The organism is Modestobacter sp. VKM Ac-2982 (genome assembly GCF_026967935.1).
Taxonomy (GTDB): domain Bacteria; phylum Actinomycetota; class Actinomycetes; order Mycobacteriales; family Geodermatophilaceae; genus Modestobacter.
This window is the reverse complement of sequence record NZ_JAPVBL010000001.1, coordinates 1,366,417-1,384,096: the sequence shown is the minus strand read 5'-3', so window position 1 is coordinate 1,384,096 and position 17,680 is coordinate 1,366,417. Positions and strand designations below refer to the sequence as shown.

The 17,680-nt window shown below is 74.5% G+C and carries 19 protein-coding genes; 3 read left to right on the top strand and 16 right to left on the bottom strand.

The window, feature by feature from the left end:
• Positions 1-152: 152 nt before the first annotated feature.
• On the top strand, positions 153-473 hold the full coding sequence (locus tag O2W20_RS06845) for a DUF2631 domain-containing protein (protein ID WP_269170970.1): 321 nt from the start codon (positions 153-155) through the stop codon (positions 471-473).
• A gap of 59 nt (positions 474-532) precedes the next feature.
• Here O2W20_RS06845 and O2W20_RS06840 read toward each other — a convergent pair whose 3' ends face one another.
• From O2W20_RS06840 to rpsB, 9 genes are all read right to left on the bottom strand, one after another.
• Positions 533-1,240: a VIT1/CCC1 transporter family protein gene (locus O2W20_RS06840; RefSeq protein WP_269170969.1), complete on the bottom strand. Its 708-nt coding sequence runs from the start codon at positions 1,238-1,240 to the stop codon at positions 533-535.
• 2 nt (positions 1,241-1,242) lie between these two features.
• Positions 1,243-2,421 carry a 23S rRNA (adenine(2503)-C(2))-methyltransferase RlmN gene (gene rlmN / locus O2W20_RS06835; protein WP_269170968.1) on the bottom strand — a complete coding sequence of 393 codons (1,179 nt, stop codon included), beginning with the start codon at positions 2,419-2,421 and terminating at the stop codon, positions 1,243-1,245.
• Between the two features lie 95 nt (positions 2,422-2,516).
• Positions 2,517-4,079 (bottom strand): hypothetical protein, encoded by a 1,563-nt coding sequence (locus O2W20_RS06830; protein ID WP_269170967.1) that lies wholly within the window; start codon positions 4,077-4,079, stop codon positions 2,517-2,519.
• A 316-nt stretch (positions 4,080-4,395) separates the two neighbouring features.
• Positions 4,396-5,079, bottom strand: coding sequence for a TrmH family RNA methyltransferase (locus tag O2W20_RS06825; protein ID WP_269170966.1), 684 nt, complete (start codon positions 5,077-5,079; stop codon positions 4,396-4,398).
• Between the two features lie 67 nt (positions 5,080-5,146).
• Positions 5,147-6,187 (bottom strand): phosphatidate cytidylyltransferase, encoded by a 1,041-nt coding sequence (locus tag O2W20_RS06820; RefSeq protein WP_269170965.1) that lies wholly within the window; start codon positions 6,185-6,187, stop codon positions 5,147-5,149.
• A gap of 194 nt (positions 6,188-6,381) precedes the next feature.
• Entirely contained in the window at positions 6,382-6,939 is a 558-nt protein-coding gene (gene frr / locus O2W20_RS06815; RefSeq protein ID WP_269170964.1) for a ribosome recycling factor, read from the bottom strand.
• A 92-nt stretch (positions 6,940-7,031) separates the two neighbouring features.
• Positions 7,032-7,793 carry a UMP kinase gene (pyrH, locus tag O2W20_RS06810; RefSeq protein WP_269170963.1) on the bottom strand — a complete coding sequence of 254 codons (762 nt, stop codon included), beginning with the start codon at positions 7,791-7,793 and terminating at the stop codon, positions 7,032-7,034.
• Positions 7,794-7,953: 160 nt separating this feature from the next.
• Positions 7,954-8,769, bottom strand: coding sequence for a translation elongation factor Ts (gene tsf / locus O2W20_RS06805; protein WP_269170962.1), 816 nt, complete (start codon positions 8,767-8,769; stop codon positions 7,954-7,956).
• 126 nt (positions 8,770-8,895) lie between these two features.
• On the bottom strand, positions 8,896-9,930 hold the full coding sequence (rpsB, locus tag O2W20_RS06800) for a 30S ribosomal protein S2 (protein ID WP_269170961.1): 1,035 nt from the start codon (positions 9,928-9,930) through the stop codon (positions 8,896-8,898).
• Positions 9,931-10,268: 338 nt separating this feature from the next.
• Between rpsB and O2W20_RS06795 the strand changes: the two genes are divergently transcribed.
• Together O2W20_RS06795 and O2W20_RS06790 are read left to right on the top strand one after the other, a co-directional pair.
• Positions 10,269-10,793 carry a M23 family metallopeptidase gene (locus O2W20_RS06795; RefSeq protein WP_269170960.1) on the top strand — a complete coding sequence of 175 codons (525 nt, stop codon included), beginning with the start codon at positions 10,269-10,271 and terminating at the stop codon, positions 10,791-10,793.
• 35 nt (positions 10,794-10,828) lie between these two features.
• Complete coding sequence (locus O2W20_RS06790) at positions 10,829-11,377, top strand: DUF4262 domain-containing protein (protein ID WP_269170959.1); 549 nt, start codon at positions 10,829-10,831, stop codon at positions 11,375-11,377.
• 103 nt (positions 11,378-11,480) lie between these two features.
• Here O2W20_RS06790 and whiG read toward each other — a convergent pair whose 3' ends face one another.
• The 7 genes from whiG to O2W20_RS06755 form a co-directional block, all read right to left on the bottom strand.
• Positions 11,481-12,278, bottom strand: coding sequence for an RNA polymerase sigma factor WhiG (whiG, locus tag O2W20_RS06785; RefSeq protein ID WP_269170958.1), 798 nt, complete (start codon positions 12,276-12,278; stop codon positions 11,481-11,483).
• A gap of 47 nt (positions 12,279-12,325) precedes the next feature.
• Positions 12,326-13,285, bottom strand: a complete 960-nt coding sequence (locus tag O2W20_RS06780) for a tyrosine recombinase XerC (RefSeq protein ID WP_269170957.1) — start codon at positions 13,283-13,285, stop codon at positions 12,326-12,328.
• A 94-nt stretch (positions 13,286-13,379) separates the two neighbouring features.
• Entirely contained in the window at positions 13,380-14,573 is a 1,194-nt protein-coding gene (dprA, locus tag O2W20_RS06775; RefSeq protein WP_269170956.1) for a DNA-processing protein DprA, read from the bottom strand.
• The gene (locus O2W20_RS06770) at positions 14,570-16,090 is read right to left on the bottom strand and encodes a YifB family Mg chelatase-like AAA ATPase (RefSeq protein WP_269170955.1); all 1,521 of its coding nucleotides are present in this window, start codon (positions 16,088-16,090) and stop codon (positions 14,570-14,572) included. Before O2W20_RS06770 ends, dprA begins: the two co-directional genes overlap by 4 nt.
• The gene (locus O2W20_RS06765; protein ID WP_269170954.1) at positions 16,090-16,470 is read right to left on the bottom strand and encodes a YraN family protein; all 381 of its coding nucleotides are present in this window, start codon (positions 16,468-16,470) and stop codon (positions 16,090-16,092) included. The genes O2W20_RS06770 and O2W20_RS06765 overlap by 1 nt, the downstream gene beginning before the upstream one ends.
• 124 nt (positions 16,471-16,594) lie before the next feature.
• Positions 16,595-16,915, bottom strand: coding sequence for a DUF2469 domain-containing protein (locus O2W20_RS06760; protein ID WP_036339823.1), 321 nt, complete (start codon positions 16,913-16,915; stop codon positions 16,595-16,597).
• Complete coding sequence (locus tag O2W20_RS06755; RefSeq protein WP_269170953.1) at positions 16,912-17,628, bottom strand: ribonuclease HII; 717 nt, start codon at positions 17,626-17,628, stop codon at positions 16,912-16,914. Before O2W20_RS06755 ends, O2W20_RS06760 begins: the two co-directional genes overlap by 4 nt.
• Between the last annotated feature and the right edge of the window lie 52 nt (positions 17,629-17,680).

The window sequence follows — 17,680 nt, the reverse complement described above, 5'->3', positions numbered from 1 at the left end:
ACCGCGCGGCAGACCGGCGCGGGGTCCGGTCCGCGCGCCCGCCAGGTGCCCGATCGGTGCGCCTGGCATCATGGCGGATGAGCGGCCGAGCGCCCTCACACCGAACAGAGCAGTGCCGCGACCGCGGCGACGAGCGCCAGCGAGGATGCCAAGTGAGTGAGCACAGCGGCCGGGGACAGGGTCAGCAGACGAACGCCGGGGTGGTCGAGCAGTCCCGACGTGAGGAGGGCATCGTCCGTCCGGGCGAGACGCCCGTCCACGACGAGCACCCCGCAGACTGGGGCTGGCACGCCGAGAGTGGCCGGGTCGGGCGGATCACCGGCTGGCTGATGGTGCTGGCCCTGCTGGCCCTGCTGTTCGGCAACCACGACGGCCAGGTCGAGAACCTCTGGATCCTAGGCTTCGTGCTCACGCTCGTGGTCATGCTGCTGTGGGACGTCCGCCGGCGGAAGAACGCCTGGCGCTCCCGATAGGTGGTTCGCTGGGCCGATCGCGAGTTCCGGTCACCGGCTGAGCGGCCCCTCGTCGAGCCTCAGCTGACGGCGACGCCGATCGCACTGCCGATCAGGTAGGTCGCGCCGGTGGCCAACGCTCCGAACAGCAGCTGACGCAGCGCCGACCACCACCAGGGCCGGGGGGTGAAGCGCGAGGACAGCGCACCGGCCACCGCCAGACCGACACCGCCGCAGACCAGCGCCACCCACAGCGTGCTCAGCCCGAACAGGTAGGGCAGCAGCGGCACCGCAGCACCCACCGAGAAGGTCACGAACGAGGAGACCGCAGCCACCTTCGGCGACGGGGTGTCCTCCGGGCTCAGCCCGACCTCCGCGACGACGTGCAGCCGCAGCGCCGTCTCCGGGTCCCGGGACAGCTGCACCGACACCCGCTCGGCGAGGTCGTCGTCGACGCCACCGGCGCGCAGCAGGGCGACCAGCTCGTGCCGCTCCCCCTCGGGGTTGCGTTCGAGCTCCCCGCGCTCCTTGGCGACCTCCAGCTCGAGCTGCTCGTTCTGGGTGGTCACCGACGTGTACTCGCCCAACGCCATCGAGATCGCCCCGGCGACGAGGCTGGCGACCCCGGCCAGGACGACCGTCTGCGCCGCCGCACCCCCGGCACCGACCCCGGCCACGAGGGCGGTGTTGGTCACCAGGCCGTCCATCGCCCCGAAGACGGCGGCCCGCAGCCAGCCACCGGAGACGTCGGCGTGGCTGTGCTCGTGCGCCTCCGCCTCCGGGAGCACGGTCAGCCCTGGTCCGACTCGGCCCCGAGGGGCACGCCCTCCTCGATGCCCGGCACCGGGACGGCGATGCTCGGCACCCCGTCGACCTGGTCGGCGGCGGCCAGCTGCCCGCACGCGCCGTCGATGTCCGAGCCCCGGGTGTCGCGGACCGTGGTCGGCACCCCCGCGGCGCGCAGCCGGGCGACGAACTCCCGCTGGGCAGGCAGCGGACTGGCGTCCCACTTGCTGCCCGGTGTCGGGTTGAGCGGGATCAGGTTCACGTGCGCCAGCCGCTTCGCCAGCAGCTTCCCGAGCAGGTCGGCCCGGAACGGCTGGTCGTTGATGTCCCGGATCAGCGCGTACTCGATCGAGTACCGGCGACCGGTGCGGCGGGCGAAGTCGTCGGCGGCGCCCAGCACCTCGCCGACCTTCCAGCGGGTGTTGATCGGCACCAGTTCGTCACGCAGCTCGTCGTCGGGGGCGTGCAGGCTGACCGCGAGGGTCACGTTCAGCCCCTCCTCGGTCAGCTTCCGGATGGCCGGGACGACACCGACCGTCGAGACGGTCACGGAGCGCTGGGCCAGGCCCAGCCCGTGCGGTGCCGGGGTCAGCAGCGCGTCGAGCGTCTTGCGCACCCGGGCGTAGTTGGCCAGCGGCTCGCCCATGCCCATGAAGACGACGTTGGACAGCCGGCCGGGGCCACCGGGGATCTCACCGTTGGCCATCGCCGCGGCCGCGGCGACCGCCTGGCCGATGATCTCGGCCGCGGAGAGATTGCGGGTCAGGCCGCTCTGGCCGGTCGCGCAGAACGGGCAGGCCATCCCGCAGCCGGCCTGGCTGGAGATGCAGACGGTGGCGCGGTCGGGGTAGCGCATGAGGACGCTCTCGACCAGGGCCCCGTCGTGCAGGCGCCACAACGTCTTGCGGGTGCGGCCGCCGTCGGCGGACTGGTGGCGCACCGGGGTCAGCAGCCCCGGCAGCAGCGCACCGGTCAGCTCCGCACGGGAGGCGGCCGGCAGGTCGGTCATCTGCTCCGGGTCGGTGACCCCGGCGTAGAAGTGCCGGGCCAGCTGGTCGGCTCGGAACGCCGGCTGACCCAGCTCGACGATCGCCGCGCGGGCCTCCGCACGGGTCAGGTCGGCGAGGTGCCGAGGCGGCTTGGTGCGGCGGGGGGCGTCGAAGACCAGGGGCAGGGCAGTCATAACGAGGTCCATGCTCCCACCACCGGGCCGCTGGAGGTGGCTCGGTGGAGGGTGACATCGCTCCCCGGGAGCAACCGTGGGACGCCGCGCCCCCGTCAGCTCCGCCCGAGGGCCTCGGCCAGCGTCGCCATCGGGTCCGGTGCTCCGGACGTCGGGGACGTCGTCACAGTCGGCGGCGGCGGCGGCGGCGGCGGCGGCGGCGAGCTCACGGCCGGGGTCGGGGTCGCCGTCGGGGTGGGAGTCGGGTCGGGGGCGGCCGTCGGTGGCACGGCCCCGCCCCCGCCGGGCGACCCGTCCCCGGGTCCGCCGGGCACCTGCGGATCACCCGGGTCGGTGCCCCCAGGACCGGGGACCTGCGGGTCGGTGCCCCCAGGACCGGGGACCTGCGGGTCGGTGCCCCCAGGACCGGGGGTCTGCGGGTCGGTCGCGTCCGGATCGGGGACCTGCGGGTCGGGGTCCTCCGGCGCACATGCCGCGGCCAGGACGTCGACAGCCACGTCGGCGGCCGGGTCCTCGGTGCCCTCGTCGGCGCCCTCGTCCGGGGTCTCGCTGTCCTCTGGCGCAGTCACCGGGCAGTCGCCGTCCGGCAGCGTCGGTACGCCGACCGGGTCGGTGGCGGTCGGGGCAGGGCCGGTGACGATCGGAGCGGGGCCGTCCGGTGCCGTCGCGTTCGGAGCAGGCCGCATCGAGGGTGCCGGCCGCGGCTGCACGGCGGAGCCGGCAGGAACCGGGGGCTGCACGCGAGACCGCGGCGCCACCACCTGCCGCACGCGGTCCCGGACCGCCGAGGTCGACAGGGTCGACGCGGTCCGCGGGCGGGGTGCCGCCGCGGTGCTCGGCGACCCGGTCGGGGCCGTGGCGACGGGCGGCTCCACGACGCCGGCGTCGGGTGCAGGGACCCCACCCGGCCGCACCGTCGGTGGTCGGCTCGACGTCGTCGGCGCAGCCCGCTGGTCGGTGTCCCGCTGCACGGCCGCGACCGAGGGCTCCGCACCGTCCGGCCCCCCGGGCAGGGTGAAGCCGGCCACGACCCCCGCCAGGACGAGCACCGCCGCCGGGAGCAGGACGCGGTACCGCCGCCGACGGGCAGGGCTCGGCGGGGTACGGACCGCCGGAGGTGCCTCGGCTGCAGCGACGCGGGTGCCGGCAGCGGCGGTGGCCAGTGCCTCCGCAGCTGCGATGTCAGCGGCCCAGGCAGCGAGCTGCTCCTGGTCGTCCCCGGCGGTCGAGGCGGCCTCGTGCCGGTCCGTGCCCAGCTCGGCGGACGCCCACGGGGCCAGGTCCTCCCGGTCGAGCGGCAGCAGGCGCTCGTGGGCCGGCCCAGAGGGGACGTCGGAGTCCTCGGTCGGCACCACGCCGTCCGTCACCAGCCCGGCGTGGACCCACTGCGGCAGCCAGGCCTCGTCCCACGGGGCGTCGTCGGCCGTCCCCTGTCCGGTCGCTGCGTGGCCGGTGGCTGGATGGCCCGCGGACTCGTCGGCGACCGGGCGGGCCAGGTCGGGCACCTCGGGCACCTCGACCTCGGACACCTCCACCTTCGACACCTCGGCCACCGAACTCCCGACGTCCGCCGCTTCGGCCTCGGGCACCGCCACCTCGGGCACCGCCGCCTCGGGAACGACGGTCTCCCGCACCACCGGCTCCGGGGCCTCGGTCACGTCATCACCGGTCGCGGACCCGCCGGGTCCCGGGCTCGCCGAGGCGGGCTGGTCCTGGCCGTCCACCGGGGACGCCGTCTGGTCCTGAGGCGACTCGTCACCCCACGGTCGGCCCGACACCACGGCCACTCCTCCCCGGCCGGTCGCCGTCTCGGCCACCGGTCGTGGCCGAGCCCGGACACCAGACCCGACCGGCCATGCTGCCGGAGAGGAGCCTGCCCATCCGGTAGGCGCGGCGTGATCGACCGGTCACACTCCGCTCGGCCTCGCCGGTCGACCGAACACGTCCGGTCGACCTGCACGGCTCGCCGGGCGATCAGTCGGGTGGAGCCACCGCACCGAGGTCGGCGTGCTCCCGGATCCAGGCGTGCATCGCGACCCCCGCCGCGACCCCGGCGTTCAGCGACCGCGTCGAGCCGAACTGGGCGATCGACACGGTGAGTGCTGCGCCGTCCCGAGCCGCCGGCGTGAGACCGGGGCCCTCCTGGCCGAACAGCAGGACGCAGTGGCGCGGCAACGAGACCGTCTCCAGTGGGACGGCCCCGGGGCCGTTGTCCACCGCCACCACGGTCAGCTCCTCGGCCGCCGCGTGCTCGAGCAGCCCGCCGACGTCCGGGTGGTGGCGCAGGTGCTGGTAGCGGTCGGTGACCATGGCCCCCCGCCGGTTCCACCGCCGGCGGCCGACCACGTGCACTTCCGCGGCCAGGAAGGCATTGGCCGTGCGCACCACCGTGCCGATGTTCAGGTCGTGCTCGAAGTTCTCGATGGCGACGTGGAACGGGTGCCGCCGGGAGTCCAGGTCGGCGACCACCGCCTCCAGTCGCCAGTACCGGTAGCGGTCCACCACGTTCCGCCGGTCACCCTCGGCGAGCAGTTCTCGGTCATACCGCGGATCGGCCGGCCAAGGGCCGGTCCAGGGGCCGACGCCGACCGACCCGCCCCACTCGGTCGGACCGGGCACCTCCCCGTCCGCCACCTGCCCGTCCGTCGCCTCGGTCACCGCCGGGATGCTGCCACGCCGTCCCGACCGGCCGGCCCGGACCACCGCGGGTCAGCCCACTGCCGGGTCAGACCGGCGCGACCACCGACAGGATCAGCCAGGCCACCGCGGCCGACGGCAGCAGCGAGTCCATCCGGTCCATCAGACCGCCGTGGCCGGGCAGCAGGTCGCCCATGTCCTTGATGCCCAGGTCCCGCTTGATCAGCGACTCCCCCAGGTCGCCCAGGGTGGCGGTGACGGCGATGGCGACGCCGAAGAGCACGCCGCCCCACCACGGCCCCTCGAACACCAGCGTGATCAACAGCGTGCCGATGAGCACGCAGGCCGCGACCGACCCGGCCAGCCCCTCCCAGGACTTCTTCGGACTGACCGTGCGGGCCAGCGGGTGCTTCCCGAAGAGCACCCCAGCAGCGAAGCCGCCCACGTCGCTGCAGACGACCGTGCCGATGAACGTCAGCACCCGGGCTCCGCCGTCGTCGGGCACGAGCAGCAGGACGGCGAACCCGGCCAGCAGCGGCACGTAGAGGGCGACGAAGACCGCGGCCGACGCATCGCGCAGGTACCCGACCGGCCCGTCGCCCAGCCGCCAGAGCAGCACGGCAAAGACGGTCAGCAGGAAGGCGATGACCAGGCCCGTGGGACCGCGGGTCCAGGCCAGGGCTGCCATCACCACCGCCCCCACCAGCACGGGGGTCCGCGGCGGCCGATGACCACCCTTCTCCAGCGCCCCGCTCAGCTCGAAGACGCTGATCAGGACGGCGGCGGTGACGACGACGAGGAACGAGGGCCGCCAGAGCAGCAGCGTCGCGAAGACGACCGCACCCATCGCCAACCCGACACCGACCGCGGCGGCCATGTCCCGGCCGGCCCGGCCGACGGCCCGCGGTGCGCCGCTCGGGGTGTCCTGCGGCGCCTCTCCGGTGACCTCGGTCCCCAGGGCGTCGGGCACTGCGGTGAGCGGGGCGTCCGCGGGCTCCCGCCCCACCTCCTCGACCGCTGGGTCGCCCGGCACCGGGGCGACGGGGTCGGGGCGCTCCTCGTCCCAGCGCAGGCCCTCGGTCGGCGGACCCGTGACCGGTCCGGGCCGGTGCCCGGGCGGTCGGGCCACAGGCCGCGACGGCACCGGTGGCTGGTCGATCCTGACCAGCGGCCCGGTGTCAGGGTCCTGCCGACCGGCCGGGCTGCCCCCTGTACCGCCCGGCCCGTCGGCGGTCCCGGTCCGGGCGCGGGCAGGCTGGCGCCCCGAGCCGAGGGGCTCGGGGCGGTGCGGGTCGCGGGTCACGGTGGCGTCGGGTGGTCGACTCAGACGTCCAGGAGCTCGGTCTCCTTGTTCTTCATCGCCTCGTCGATGCTGGTGACGTGCGCGGCGGTGAGGTCGTCGAGCTCCTTCTCCGCGCGGCGCACGTCGTCCTCGCCGGCCTCGCCGTCCTTGTTGATGCGGTCCAGCTCCTCCTTGGCCCGACGGCGCACGTTGCGGATCGAGACCTTGGCGTCCTCGCCCTTGGACCGGGCCATCTTCACCAGGTCGCGGCGGCGCTCCTCGGTCAGCTGGGGGAAGACCACCCGGATCAGCGACCCGTCGTTGGTCGGGTTCACACCCAGGTCGGAGTTGCGGATCGCCTTCTCGATGGCCTGCAGCTGCGTGGCGTCGTAGGGCTTGATGACCGCCATCCGCGCCTCGGGCACGGTGATCGAGGCCATCTGCGGGACCGGGGTCATCGCGCCGTAGTAGTCGACGAAGATCTTGTTGAACATGGACGGCGCGGCGCGGCCGGTGCGAACGGAACCGAGGTCCTCGCGAGCGACCGACAGGGCCTTGTCCATCCGCTCCTCGGCATCGAGCAGGGTGTCGTCGATCACGGGTCTTCTCCTCCTGCGGCAGCTGCCGGGTCTGTGCGGTGTGCGGGTCGGGCGGCACCCGGCGTGCGCCGCCCCGATCGACGTCCGGCCGGTCAGGCCTGGGCGCTGATCAGCGTGCCGATCCTCTCACCTGCCACCGCACGGGCGATGTTGCCGTCGCGCAACAGGTTGAACACGACGATCGGCATCTGGTTGTCCATGCAGAGGCTGATGGCCGTGGCGTCGGCGACCTTGAGCTGCTTGGCCAGCACCGTGCCGTAGTCCAGGTCGGTGTACATCGTGGCCGCGGAGTTGGTGCGCGGGTCGTCGTCGTAGACACCGTCGACGCCGTTCTTGGCCATCAACAGCACCTGGCACTCGATCTCCAGGGCGCGCTGCGCGGCGACCGTGTCCGTCGAGAAGTAGGGCATGCCGGCGCCGGCTCCGAAGATGACCAGGCGGCCCTTCTCCATGTGCCGGATCGCCTTGCGCGGGATGTAGGGCTCGGCGACCTGGCCCATGGTGATCGCGGTCTGCACCCGGGTCTCGAGCCCGGCCTTCTCGCAGAAGTCCTGCAGGGCCAGGCAGTTCATCACCGTGCCCAGCATGCCCATGTAGTCGGCGTGGCCGCGGTCCATGCCGGCCTGCGAGAGCTCGGCACCGCGGAAGAAGTTGCCACCACCGACGACGACGGCGACCTGGGTCCCCGAGTCGACGACGGCGGCCAGCTGCTCGGCGATCGCCCGGATGATCATCGGGTCGACCCCGACCTTGCCGCCCCCGAAGGCCTCACCGGAGAGCTTGAGGAGCACCCGTTGGTAGCCGGAGCCGTCCAGCGGGGCGAAGGCGGTGGGCGCGGACTTCAGCACGGTCACGGGCGTTCCTCGGTTCGGTGTCGGGTGTGTCGATCCTGCCGCATCCGGTGCGCACAGGTGTCCCGGCGGCGGGTCCGGACAGGCCACCGGCCCCGTCCTGGAGAGAACGGGGCCGGTGGTTGTTCCGTGGCTGAGAGCTCTCAGGCCTCGGAGGTCGGGCTCAGGCCTGGCCGACCTCGAACCGGGCGAACCGGTCGACGGTCAGGCCGGCGTCGGCGATGACCTGCTTGACGGTGCGCTTCGGCTCGGTGATCGAAGGCTGCTCGAGCAGGACGAAGTCCTTGAAGTAGGCGTTGACCCGCCCCTCGACGATCTTGGTGATCGCCTGCTCGGGCTTGCCCTCCTCCTTCGCGGTCTGCTCGGCGACCCGACGCTCGGTCTCCACGGCCTCCGCGGGGACCTCCTCGCGGGTCAGGTAGCGCGGACGCGCGGCGGCGATGTGCATCGCCAGCGAACGCGCCGCGTCCGCGTCGCCACCGGAGTACTGCACGGCGACGCCGATGGCCGGGGGCAGGTCGGTGGCCCGCTTGTGCAGGTAGACCGCCGTGGTGCCCTCGAAGACGGCGAACCGGGACAGCACCAGCTTCTCGCCGATGCGGGCCGACTCGGACTCGATGAGCTCGGCGACCGACTGGCCGTCGACCTGGGTGGCCATCAGCGCGTCGACGTCGGCCGGCTTCTCGGCCAGGACCAGGTCGAGCAGGCGCTCGGCGAGCTTGACGAAGTCGGCGTTCTTGGCGACGAAGTCGGTCTCGCAGTCGAGCTCGAGCAGGGCGCCGTCCCGGCTGACGACCACGCCGTTGGTGGTCGAGCGCTCCAGGCGCTTGCCGACGTCCTTGGCACCCTTGACGCGCAGGAACTCGATGGCCTTGTCGTAGTCGCCATCGGCCTCGGTCAGGGCCTTCTTGGAGTCCATCATGCCGGCGCCGGTGGCGTCACGGAGACGCTTCACGTCGGCTGCGGTGAAAGCAGGCATGTCACTTCCTCTGATCTGTGGTGGTGCGGGGCGCGGACCCCGCGAGGGGAGGTGCCGGCCGGAGGCCGGACAGACGGCGGCGCCGCCACTCCCCGCACTCAGGCGGGGAGCAGCGGCGCCGACCGGTCAGCCGTTCTGGGCGCCCTGGGTACCGGTGGACTGGTCACCGGTGGCGGGGACGCCCTCGACCGGGGCGACCTCGTTGGCCGTGACGGCCGGGGGGTCGGCCGGGGTCTCGGGCAGCTCGGTGCCGGCAGCCGGGGCGGCCTCGGCCTCGGTGGCGACGGCCGGGACGGCCTCGGCAGCCGGGGCGGCCTCGGCCTCGGTGGCGACGGCCGGGACGACCTCGGCAGCCGGGGCGGCGGCGTCAGCGGCGCCACCGGTCAGCAGCTCGCGCTCCCAGTCGGCCAGCGGCTCGGCGCCGGCCGGTGCCTCGGCGCCGTCCTCGCCACGACCGGCGTTGGCCTGCGCCGCCGAGCGGGCCATGAGGCCCTCGGCGACCGCGTCGGCGATCACGCGGGTCAGCAGCGCAGTGCTGCGGATGGCGTCGTCGTTGCCCGGGATCTTGTAGTCGACCTCGTCGGGGTCACAGTTGGTGTCGAGGATCGCGACGACCGGGATGTTCAGCTTGCGAGCCTCGCCGACGGCGATGTGCTCCTTCTTGGTGTCCACGATCCAGACGGCGCTGGGCACCTTCTTCATGTCGCGGATGCCGCCGAGGGAGCGCTCGAGCTTGGCCTTCTCACGGGAGAGGACCAGCTGCTCCTTCTTGGAGAGGCTGACCAGCGCGCCGGTCTGCTCGAGGTCCTCGAGCTCCTTGAGGCGCTCCAGCCGCTTGTAGACGGTCTGGAAGTTGGTGAGCATGCCGCCCAGCCAGCGCTGGTTCACGTAGGGCATGCCAACGCGGGTCGCCTGCTCGGCGATGACCTCCTGCGCCTGGCGCTTGGTCCCGATGAACATGATCGAACCGCCGTGGGCGACGGTCTGCTTCACGAACTCGTAGGCCTGGTCGATGTAACCCAGCGTCTGCTGGATGTCGATGATGTAGATGCCGTTGCGCTCGGTGAAGATGAAGCGCTTCATCTTCGGGTTCCAGCGACGGGTCTGGTGCCCGAAGTGGACGCCGCTGTCGAGCAGGTTCTTCATGCTGACGACTGCCACGTGGCGCCGCCTTCCTTCTCGTGCGCGGGCGGCCAGGGGCCACGCCGCGCTGCTCGGTTGTCGCGGACGCACCGGGAGGTGCGCCGCCCTGGTGTCCAGCCGCGCCACCGAACCCGCCGGAGAGGCGGGACCGAGGTGACGACTGCCCCGCTGAGCTCGCCAGGTGCACGAGCAGCGGGAAGAGGACACGCGAAGTCGATCCGCCGGAGGCGGACCGCATCGATCAGCATACGCCCTGGGCAACCGTCGTCCGACCGGGTCGTCCCCAGCGGCCCTCGGCTTCCACAGGCGCCGGCTCCCACCGGTCCAGGGCGCCGTCTGGCGGCACCCTCCTGTCGGTGCCCGCCCCCCGCGCCCTCCTCGCCGCACTGGTCGTCGCCGGCCTGCTGACCGGCCTCCCCACAGCGGCAGCTGCGCCGGGCCCCTCCCCCACAGGGCCGGGGCCACCGGCCGCACTCTGGACCTGGCCGTTGCCCGGCGCGCCCACGGTCAGCCGGCCCTTCGACGCCCCGGCGACGCCGTACGCGGCCGGACACCGGGGCGTGGACCTGGCGAGCACGGTGGACGGGCAGGTGCTCGCCGCCGGCGACGGGGTGGTGGTGTTCGCCGGGATGGTCGCCGGCCGCCCGGTGGTCAGCGTCGACCACACCGACGGGCTGCGGACGACGTACGAGCCGGTGACCCCGGGGGTGGCCGCCGGTCAGCCCGTGGCCCGCGGCTCACCGCTGGGCGTGCTGGTGGCCGGGCACGCCGGCTGCCCGGTGGACGCCTGCCTGCACTGGGGCCTGCGTCGCGGGGAGGCCTACCTGGACCCGCTCCTGCTCCTCCGACCGCCGCGGGTGCGGCTGCTCCCGTGGCACTGACCCCGCGACCGCCGGGACGGCGCTACCGTCCGGGCGTGCGTTGGCGACGGAAGAAGGCCCCCGAACAGCCCATCGAGCAGCCGGCCCCGGACCAGCAGCAAGCGGACCAGCAGGCAGCGGACCAGGACGCCGGCCAGGTGCTGGCGGACCTGCAGCGGGTGGTCGACCGGTTCGGCTGGGCGGTGCTGCACGGCGGCGGGGGCAGCCCCGGTGACCCGCGGTGGTCGCACACCGTGGGGCTGACCGCGTTCGGCCACCCGGAGGTGATCGTCATGGGCCTGCCGTTCCCGGCCGGGGAGAAGTACCTCAACCTGGTGGGCGAGGCGGTGCGCGGCGGTGCCCGCTTCGGCCCCGGCGCGGCCACGACCGGGCTGACCGATGCGGACTCCCCGGTGGTCTTCCTGGCGGTCGAGGACACCGCACGACTGGCGGTCGCCGAGCAGTTCTACGGCTCCATCGAGGTGCTGCAGCTCGTCTGGCCCGACTCGACCGGCCGGCTGCCCTGGCAGGAGGGCCACCGGAACCCGCCGGAGGCCCAGCCGCTGCTGGGCCCGCTGCCGGGCGCGGAGCCGACCGGCGACTGAGCCGGCTCCCCCCGTCCCCGGACCGTGCCCTGGACCAGCGCGCGGTCCCGGGACGGGCAGCAGGGCCCCGCGCGCGGGACCCGAGTTCGGTCAGGCGATGTCGTCAGGCGATGTCGGCGAGCTTGGTGCGCAGGTGGAGCACGGCCTTGGTGTGCAGCTGGCAGATCCGGCTCTCGGTCACCCCGAGGACCCGGCCGATGTCGGCGAGGGTCAGGCCCTCGAAGTAGTAGAGGCTGACGACGACCTTCTCCCGCTCGGGGAGCTGCTCGACGGCCCGGGCCAGCAGCTGCCGGGCCTCGCCGTGCTCGGCCATCGCCTGCGGGTCCAGCGCGCTGGTGTCCTTGAGCGTGTCACCCAGGCGCGGCGCGGAACCGTCGTCGTCCACGAGCAGCTCGTCGAGAGCGACGACGTTGACCAGGGACAGCTGGCCGAGGAACTTGCGGACCTCCTCGACGTCCATGTCCATCTCGTCGGCGACCTCTTCGTCGGTCGGGCTCCGCTGGAACTTCGCCTCCAGGGCCGCGACCGTGCGCTCGTACTGCCGGGCCTTCATCCGGACCGAGCGGGGGATCCAGTCCGTGGACCGGAGCTCGTCGATGATCGCGCCTCGGATCCGGGCCATCGCATAGCTCTCGAACTTGATCTCCCGCTCGGGCTCGAACCGGGTGATCGCGTCGATCAGCCCGAACGTCCCGTAGGAGACCAGGTCGGCCTGCTCCACGTGCGCCGGCAGGCCGCTGCCCACCCGACCGGCCACGTACTTGACCAGCGGCGCGTAGTGCAGGATCAGCCGGTCGCGCAGCCCGGTGTCCCGGCCCTGCACGTACCGCGACCACAGCTCGATCACGTGGGCGTCGGGGTCCTCACTCGCACCGACCTGCCGGACCGTCGCCTCAGACACCTGCACTCCCCCGCTCGAACTCTGTTGTCCATGCACCGCAGCCGTCCTCATGCCCGGGGATGGGCGCGGGCGTGTACCGCCCGGAGCCGCTCGACGGTCACGTGCGTGTAGACCTGCGTCGTCGCGAGGCTAGCGTGGCCCAGCAGCTCCTGGACGCTCCGCAGGTCGGCGCCGCCCTCCAGCACGTGCGTGGCCGCCGAGTGGCGCAGCCCGTGCGGGCCGATGTCCGGGGTCCCCGGCGCGGCCGCGACGGCCGCGTGCACCACCCGGCGCGCCTCCCGCGGGTCCAGCCGGCCGCCGCGCACGCCGAGGAAGAGCGCCGGGCCACTGCTGCTCGTCGCCAGCACCGGGCGACCGCGGGTCAGCCACGCCTCGAGGGCGTCGGACGCAGGGGCACCGAAGGGCACGCTGCGTTCCTTGCGGCCCTTCCCCAGCACCCGCAGCAGGCGGCGGCCACGGTCGACGTCGTCGACGTCGAGCCCGACGAGCTCGCCGACCCGCACCCCGGTGGCGTAGAGGAGCTCGAGGACGAGGACGTTGCGCAACCGCAGCGCCGTTTCCGCCGAGGTCTCCTCCTCGGCCGACGGTCGCGCCGCCTCCTCGAGCACCGCGCGGGCCTGGTCGGCCCCGAGCACCCCGGGCAACGTGCGGTGCGCCCGCGGGCTGGCCAGTCGCAGCCCGACGTCCTCGGCGACCTGCCCGCTGCGACGCAGGTGGGCCGTGAACGACCGCGACGACGCGGCCCGGCGGGCCGTGGTGGACCGGCTGTCCCCTCGGGTCCGCCCGTGGGCCAGCCAGCTGCGCAGGGTGGCGAGGTCCAGGTCGGCGACCGTCCGGCCGCTGCGCCGGACCAGGTGGTCCAGCAGCGAGACGACGTCGCCGACGTAGGCCCGGACGGTGTGCCCCGACAGGTCCCGCTGGAGGCGCAGGTGCTCCTCCCAGCCCGCCAGGGACTCCTCGAGCGCAGGCGGCAGCGCAGCGCGCAGCTCTGCGGTCCCGGTGGCCATGGGCGCAGCGTCCGTCGGCGGAGCGGGCCGGTCAACCGGGCGCGCCGCAGACCGGGGACCGTGATGTCCCGGCGGACGACGTCACCCGGCCGGCTCACCCCTTCCTCGGCGGCCGGCGCACCCGCCAGCCGGTGCCGGTCCACTCGACGAGGTCGGCGAGTTCCAGGGCCGGCAGCACCCGCAGCACGTCGACCACCGAGCACCCGGCGACCGCGGCCAGCCGCTCGGGCGGCACGCCCAGCCGGACGGGGCAGGCATCCAGCACCCGCCGGGCGACGTCGGACAGCGAGTCACCGGGTGCGGCCGCCCGTTCCACCGGCGGCGCCAGGTCATCGCCCACCCGGCCCACCGCCTCCAGCACCTCGGCCGCCGAGGTCACCAGCGCCACGGGGCGCTCGGTCTCCCGCAGGAGCTGGTGACACCCCACCGACATCGCGCTGGTGACCGGACCGGGGACGGCCATCACCGCCTTGCCCAGCTCGCGCGCCCGGTTGGCCGTGGCCTGGGCGCCGGAGCGGGCGGCCGCCTCGACCACCACGGTGCCCCGGGTGAGGGCGGCGATCAGCCGGTTGCGCACCAGGAACCGGTGCCGCAGCGGCGCACAGCCCGGCGGCCACTCGCTGACCAGCAGCCCCTCGTCGAGGACCCGGGCGAACAGCGCCGAGTGCGCACCGGGGTACACCCGGTCGACCCCACAGGCCAGGACGGCGATGGTCGGCGCATCGGCGGCCAACGCTCCTCGGTGGGCCGCGGCGTCGATGCCGAACGCACCACCGGAGACGGTCGTCCAGCCCCGCTCCCCCAGCCCGTGCGCCAGTTCACCGGCCACGTGTTCCCCGTAGGCCGTCGAGGCTCGCGACCCCACCAGCGCGACCGACCGGTCGACCGACCCGGTCAGGGACGCCGCGCCGCGCACCCACAACGCCAGCGGCGGAACCAGCGTGAGCGTGCGGTTCGGCTGTCGGCCGTCCACCAGCCCGCGCCCGTCCTCGGTGGCCAGTGTCAGGCAGTGCAGCGGAAGCGCCGGCCACTCCGGGTCCTCCGGCACGACCAGCCGGCCCCCGCACCGCTCCGCCCGGCGCAGGTCCTCGAGGCTGGTGTCCTCTCCCGCCCGGGCCCCGACCACCGCCTGGACCTCGGCCGGGGCCGCACCGGCCCGCAGGGTGGCAGCGGCCGCGACCGGGCCCGACTGCTCGACGAACCGCCAGGCCGCCACCGAGCCCGGCTCCACGGCCCGGGACAGCCACGCACGCGCCCTGAGGACCTCAGGGTCGACGGTGCCGCTCATGCCGCAGCCCGCTGCAGCCGCATGCCCAGCGCCTCGGCCACCTGGTCGGCGCCGGGCACGGTCAGGCCGGCCAGGTCGGCCAGCGTCCAGGCCACCCGGACCACCCGGTCGAAGCCGCGCACCGAGATGGCCCCGCGCTCCAGCGCCCGCTCCGCCAGCGCGAGCGCCGCGCGCGGCACCGGCCAGCGCTCCCGGAGCAGCCGCCCCGGGACCTGGCTGTTGAGCGCCAGACCGCTGCCCGCCAGCCGTTCGGCCGCCACCGCCCGTGCGCCCTGCACCCGCGCGGCGACGGCGGCGGTCGACTCCGGGGTGCCCAGGCCGTCCAGCCAGGCGGCCCGGGTCACCGGCGGCAGGGTGACGCGCAGGTCGATCCGGTCCAGCAACGGCCCGGACAGCCGCGACTGGTAGCGCCGACGTTCCAGGGCACTGCAGGTGCAGGCCGTGTCGCCGGCCGCGCTGGCACAGGAGCAGGGGTTGGCGGCCAGGACCAGCTGCGCCCGGCAGGGGAACGTCGCCGAGCCGTTGGCCCGGTGGATGGTCACCGTCCCGCGTTCCAGCGGCTGCCGCAGCGTGTCCAGCACCGACCGGGGGAACTCCGGCGCCTCGTCCAGGAACAGCACGCCCCGGTGGGCGAGGCACAGGGCACCCGGGCGGATCTGGCCCGAGCCGCCGCCGACCAGCGCGGCCATCGTCGCCGAGTGGTGCGGCGCCTCGAACGTCGGCCGGGTCACCAGCGGGGCGCCGGGCGGGAGGGTGCCGGCGATGGAGGCGATCGCGGTCACCTCGAGGGCGGCCTGCTCGTCCAGCGGGGGCAGCAGCCCGGGCAGCCGTTCGGCGAGCATGGTCTTGCCGGCGCCCGGCGGGCCGCTGAGGAACAGGTGGTGGCCACCGGCGGCGGCCACCTCGACCGCCCGGCGTCCCGCGGCCTGCCCCACCACGTCGGCCAGGTCGGGCCCCGGTGGCGCCGGGGCGGCCGCTGCGCGGACGTGCGGCAGGAGCGGTGCCTTCCCGGCGAGGTGGGCGACCACCTGGCGCAGGCTCCCGGCCGCCAGCACGGCGATGCCCTCGACCAGGCCTGCCTCGTCGGCGTTCTCCTGCGGGACCACCACCTCCCGGTGGCCGGCGCGCGCGGCAGCCAGCACGGCCGGCAGCACCCCGCGGACCGCGCGCAACGACCCGTCCAGCCCGAGCTCGCCCAGCAGCACCAGCTCCCGGACGGCGGCCGCGGGCACCACCCGCGCACCGGCGAGGACGGCGACGGCCAGGGCGAGGTCGAACCCGCTGCCCTGCTTGGGCATGGCCGCCGGCGACAGCCCGATGGTCACCCGGCGCAGCGGGAACTCGTGCCCGCTGTTGAGCAGCGCGGCCCGCACCCGGTCCACCGACTGGCGCACGACGGCGTCGGGCAGCCCGACCAGCGCCACGGTCGGCACCCCCGGCGCCAGGTCGACCTCCACCTCGACCATCGCCCCCTGGACGCCGGCCAACCCCACCGACCAGGTCTGCGCGAGCGCCATCAGAACGCGTTCCGCAGATGCGTCACCCGGGCCGGCCCGGACGACGGGACGTGCACCCCGACGACGTCGAAGCGCAGGTCCGGGGCGCGCTGGTCGTGGGCCGCCAGCCAGGCGCGGGCCAGCACCCGCAGCCGGCGGCGCTTGCCCGCGGTCACCGCCTCGGCCGGGTGCCCGAAGCCGGTGCCGGTGCGGGTCTTCACCTCGCAGAAGACCAGCGCCTGACCGTCCCGGGCGACGATGTCGAGCTCACCGTCGCGGCAGCGCCAGTTGCGGTCGAGGACCTGGAGGCCGGCGTCGGTGAGCGCACGCACGGCGACCCGTTCGCCGTAGGCGCCGAGGGCGGCGCGGTGGCCGGGCGGGGACTTCTGCGGATTCGGCACCCGTCGACCGTCGCCGTCGGCGGCCGGCCGGACCAGGGATCACCGCGGACTGTGGACGGAGCGCACCACTGTGGACGGCGGCCGCCTCAGGGCCGGCCGGTGTGCCCGGGGACAGGGAGGCGGATCAGGGCAGGCGCGGGTTGTCCGGGAGCTCCAGGTCGGGCTTGTCCAGCTCTTCCACGTTGACGTCCTTGAACGTCACCACCCGGACGTTCTTCACGAACCGGGCCGGGCGGTACATGTCCCACACCCAGGCGTCGGAGAGGGTCAGCTCGAAGAACACCTCTCCCCCGGCGTCACGGACCTGGAGGTCGACGCTGTTGGCCAGGTAGAAGCGCCGCTCGGTCTCCACGACGTAGGAGAACTGCCGGACGATGTCCTTGTACTCGCGATAGAGCTGCAGCTCCATCTCGGTCTCGTACTTCTCGAGGTCCTCGGTGCTCATCGCGCGTGCTCCATCGGGGCCGGGGACGTCAGTGCCGCAGCCGGGGTTCCGGGCGGCACCGGTCCATCATCGTGCATGCCCCCCACCACCGGCAGGGGTGGCGTCCGCGCGGCGTGTGCGGCCCGGGCCCGGGCGACGTTGACGAAGCGCATCCGGTGTTCCGGGCAGGGCCCGTGGTCGTCGAGGGCGGCGCTGTGGGCGTCGGTGATGTAGCCCTTGTGCTCGGCGAAGCCGTACTGCGGGAAGCGCCCGTCCAGCTCCAGCATCATCCGGTCCCGGGTGACCTTGGCGAGCACGGAGGCGGCTGCCACGCAGGCCGCCACCCGGTCCCCCTTCCACACGGCGAGCGACGGCTGGGAGAGACCGCTGACCGGGAAGCCGTCGGTGAGCACGTAGTCGGGACAGGGCTCCAGCACCCGGACGGCGCGACGCAGGGCCTCGATGTTGGTCACGTGCATGCCCCGCGCGTCCAGCTCGCCGACCGGGATGGCGACCACCGACCAGCAGAGGGCCCGCTCCACGACCTCGGCGTAGACCTCGTCCCGGGTGGCCGCGTTGAGCAGCTTGGAGTCGGCCAGCCCGGGCACCCGCCCGCGGCGTCCGGCGGGGAGCACGCACGCGGCGGCCACGAGCGGACCGGCGCAGGCACCGCGCCCGGCCTCGTCCGCCCCGGCGATGGCGGCGAACCCCCGGCGGCGGAGGGATCGCTCCATCGCCCAGAGGTCGTCGGCGGGGTCTGCAGCACCAGGTCGAACGGCCATCGCC

Excerpts from the sequence above, each read along its gene's own strand:
- dprA (WP_269170956.1), bottom strand. The coding sequence starts at position 14,573 with ATGAGCGGCACCGTCGACCCTGAGGTCCTCAGGGCGCGTGCGTGGCTG.
- rlmN (WP_269170968.1), bottom strand. The coding sequence starts at position 2,421 with ATGACTGCCCTGCCCCTGGTCTTCGACGCCCCCCGCCGCACCAAGCCG.
- O2W20_RS06780 (WP_269170957.1), bottom strand. The coding sequence starts at position 13,285 with ATGGCCACCGGGACCGCAGAGCTGCGCGCTGCGCTGCCGCCTGCGCTC.
- O2W20_RS06760 (WP_036339823.1), bottom strand. The coding sequence starts at position 16,915 with ATGAGCACCGAGGACCTCGAGAAGTACGAGACCGAGATGGAGCTGCAG.
- tsf (WP_269170962.1), bottom strand. The coding sequence starts at position 8,769 with ATGCCTGCTTTCACCGCAGCCGACGTGAAGCGTCTCCGTGACGCCACC.
- O2W20_RS06755 (WP_269170953.1), bottom strand. The coding sequence starts at position 17,628 with ATGGAGCGATCCCTCCGCCGCCGGGGGTTCGCCGCCATCGCCGGGGCG.
- O2W20_RS06770 (WP_269170955.1), bottom strand. The coding sequence starts at position 16,090 with ATGGCGCTCGCGCAGACCTGGTCGGTGGGGTTGGCCGGCGTCCAGGGG.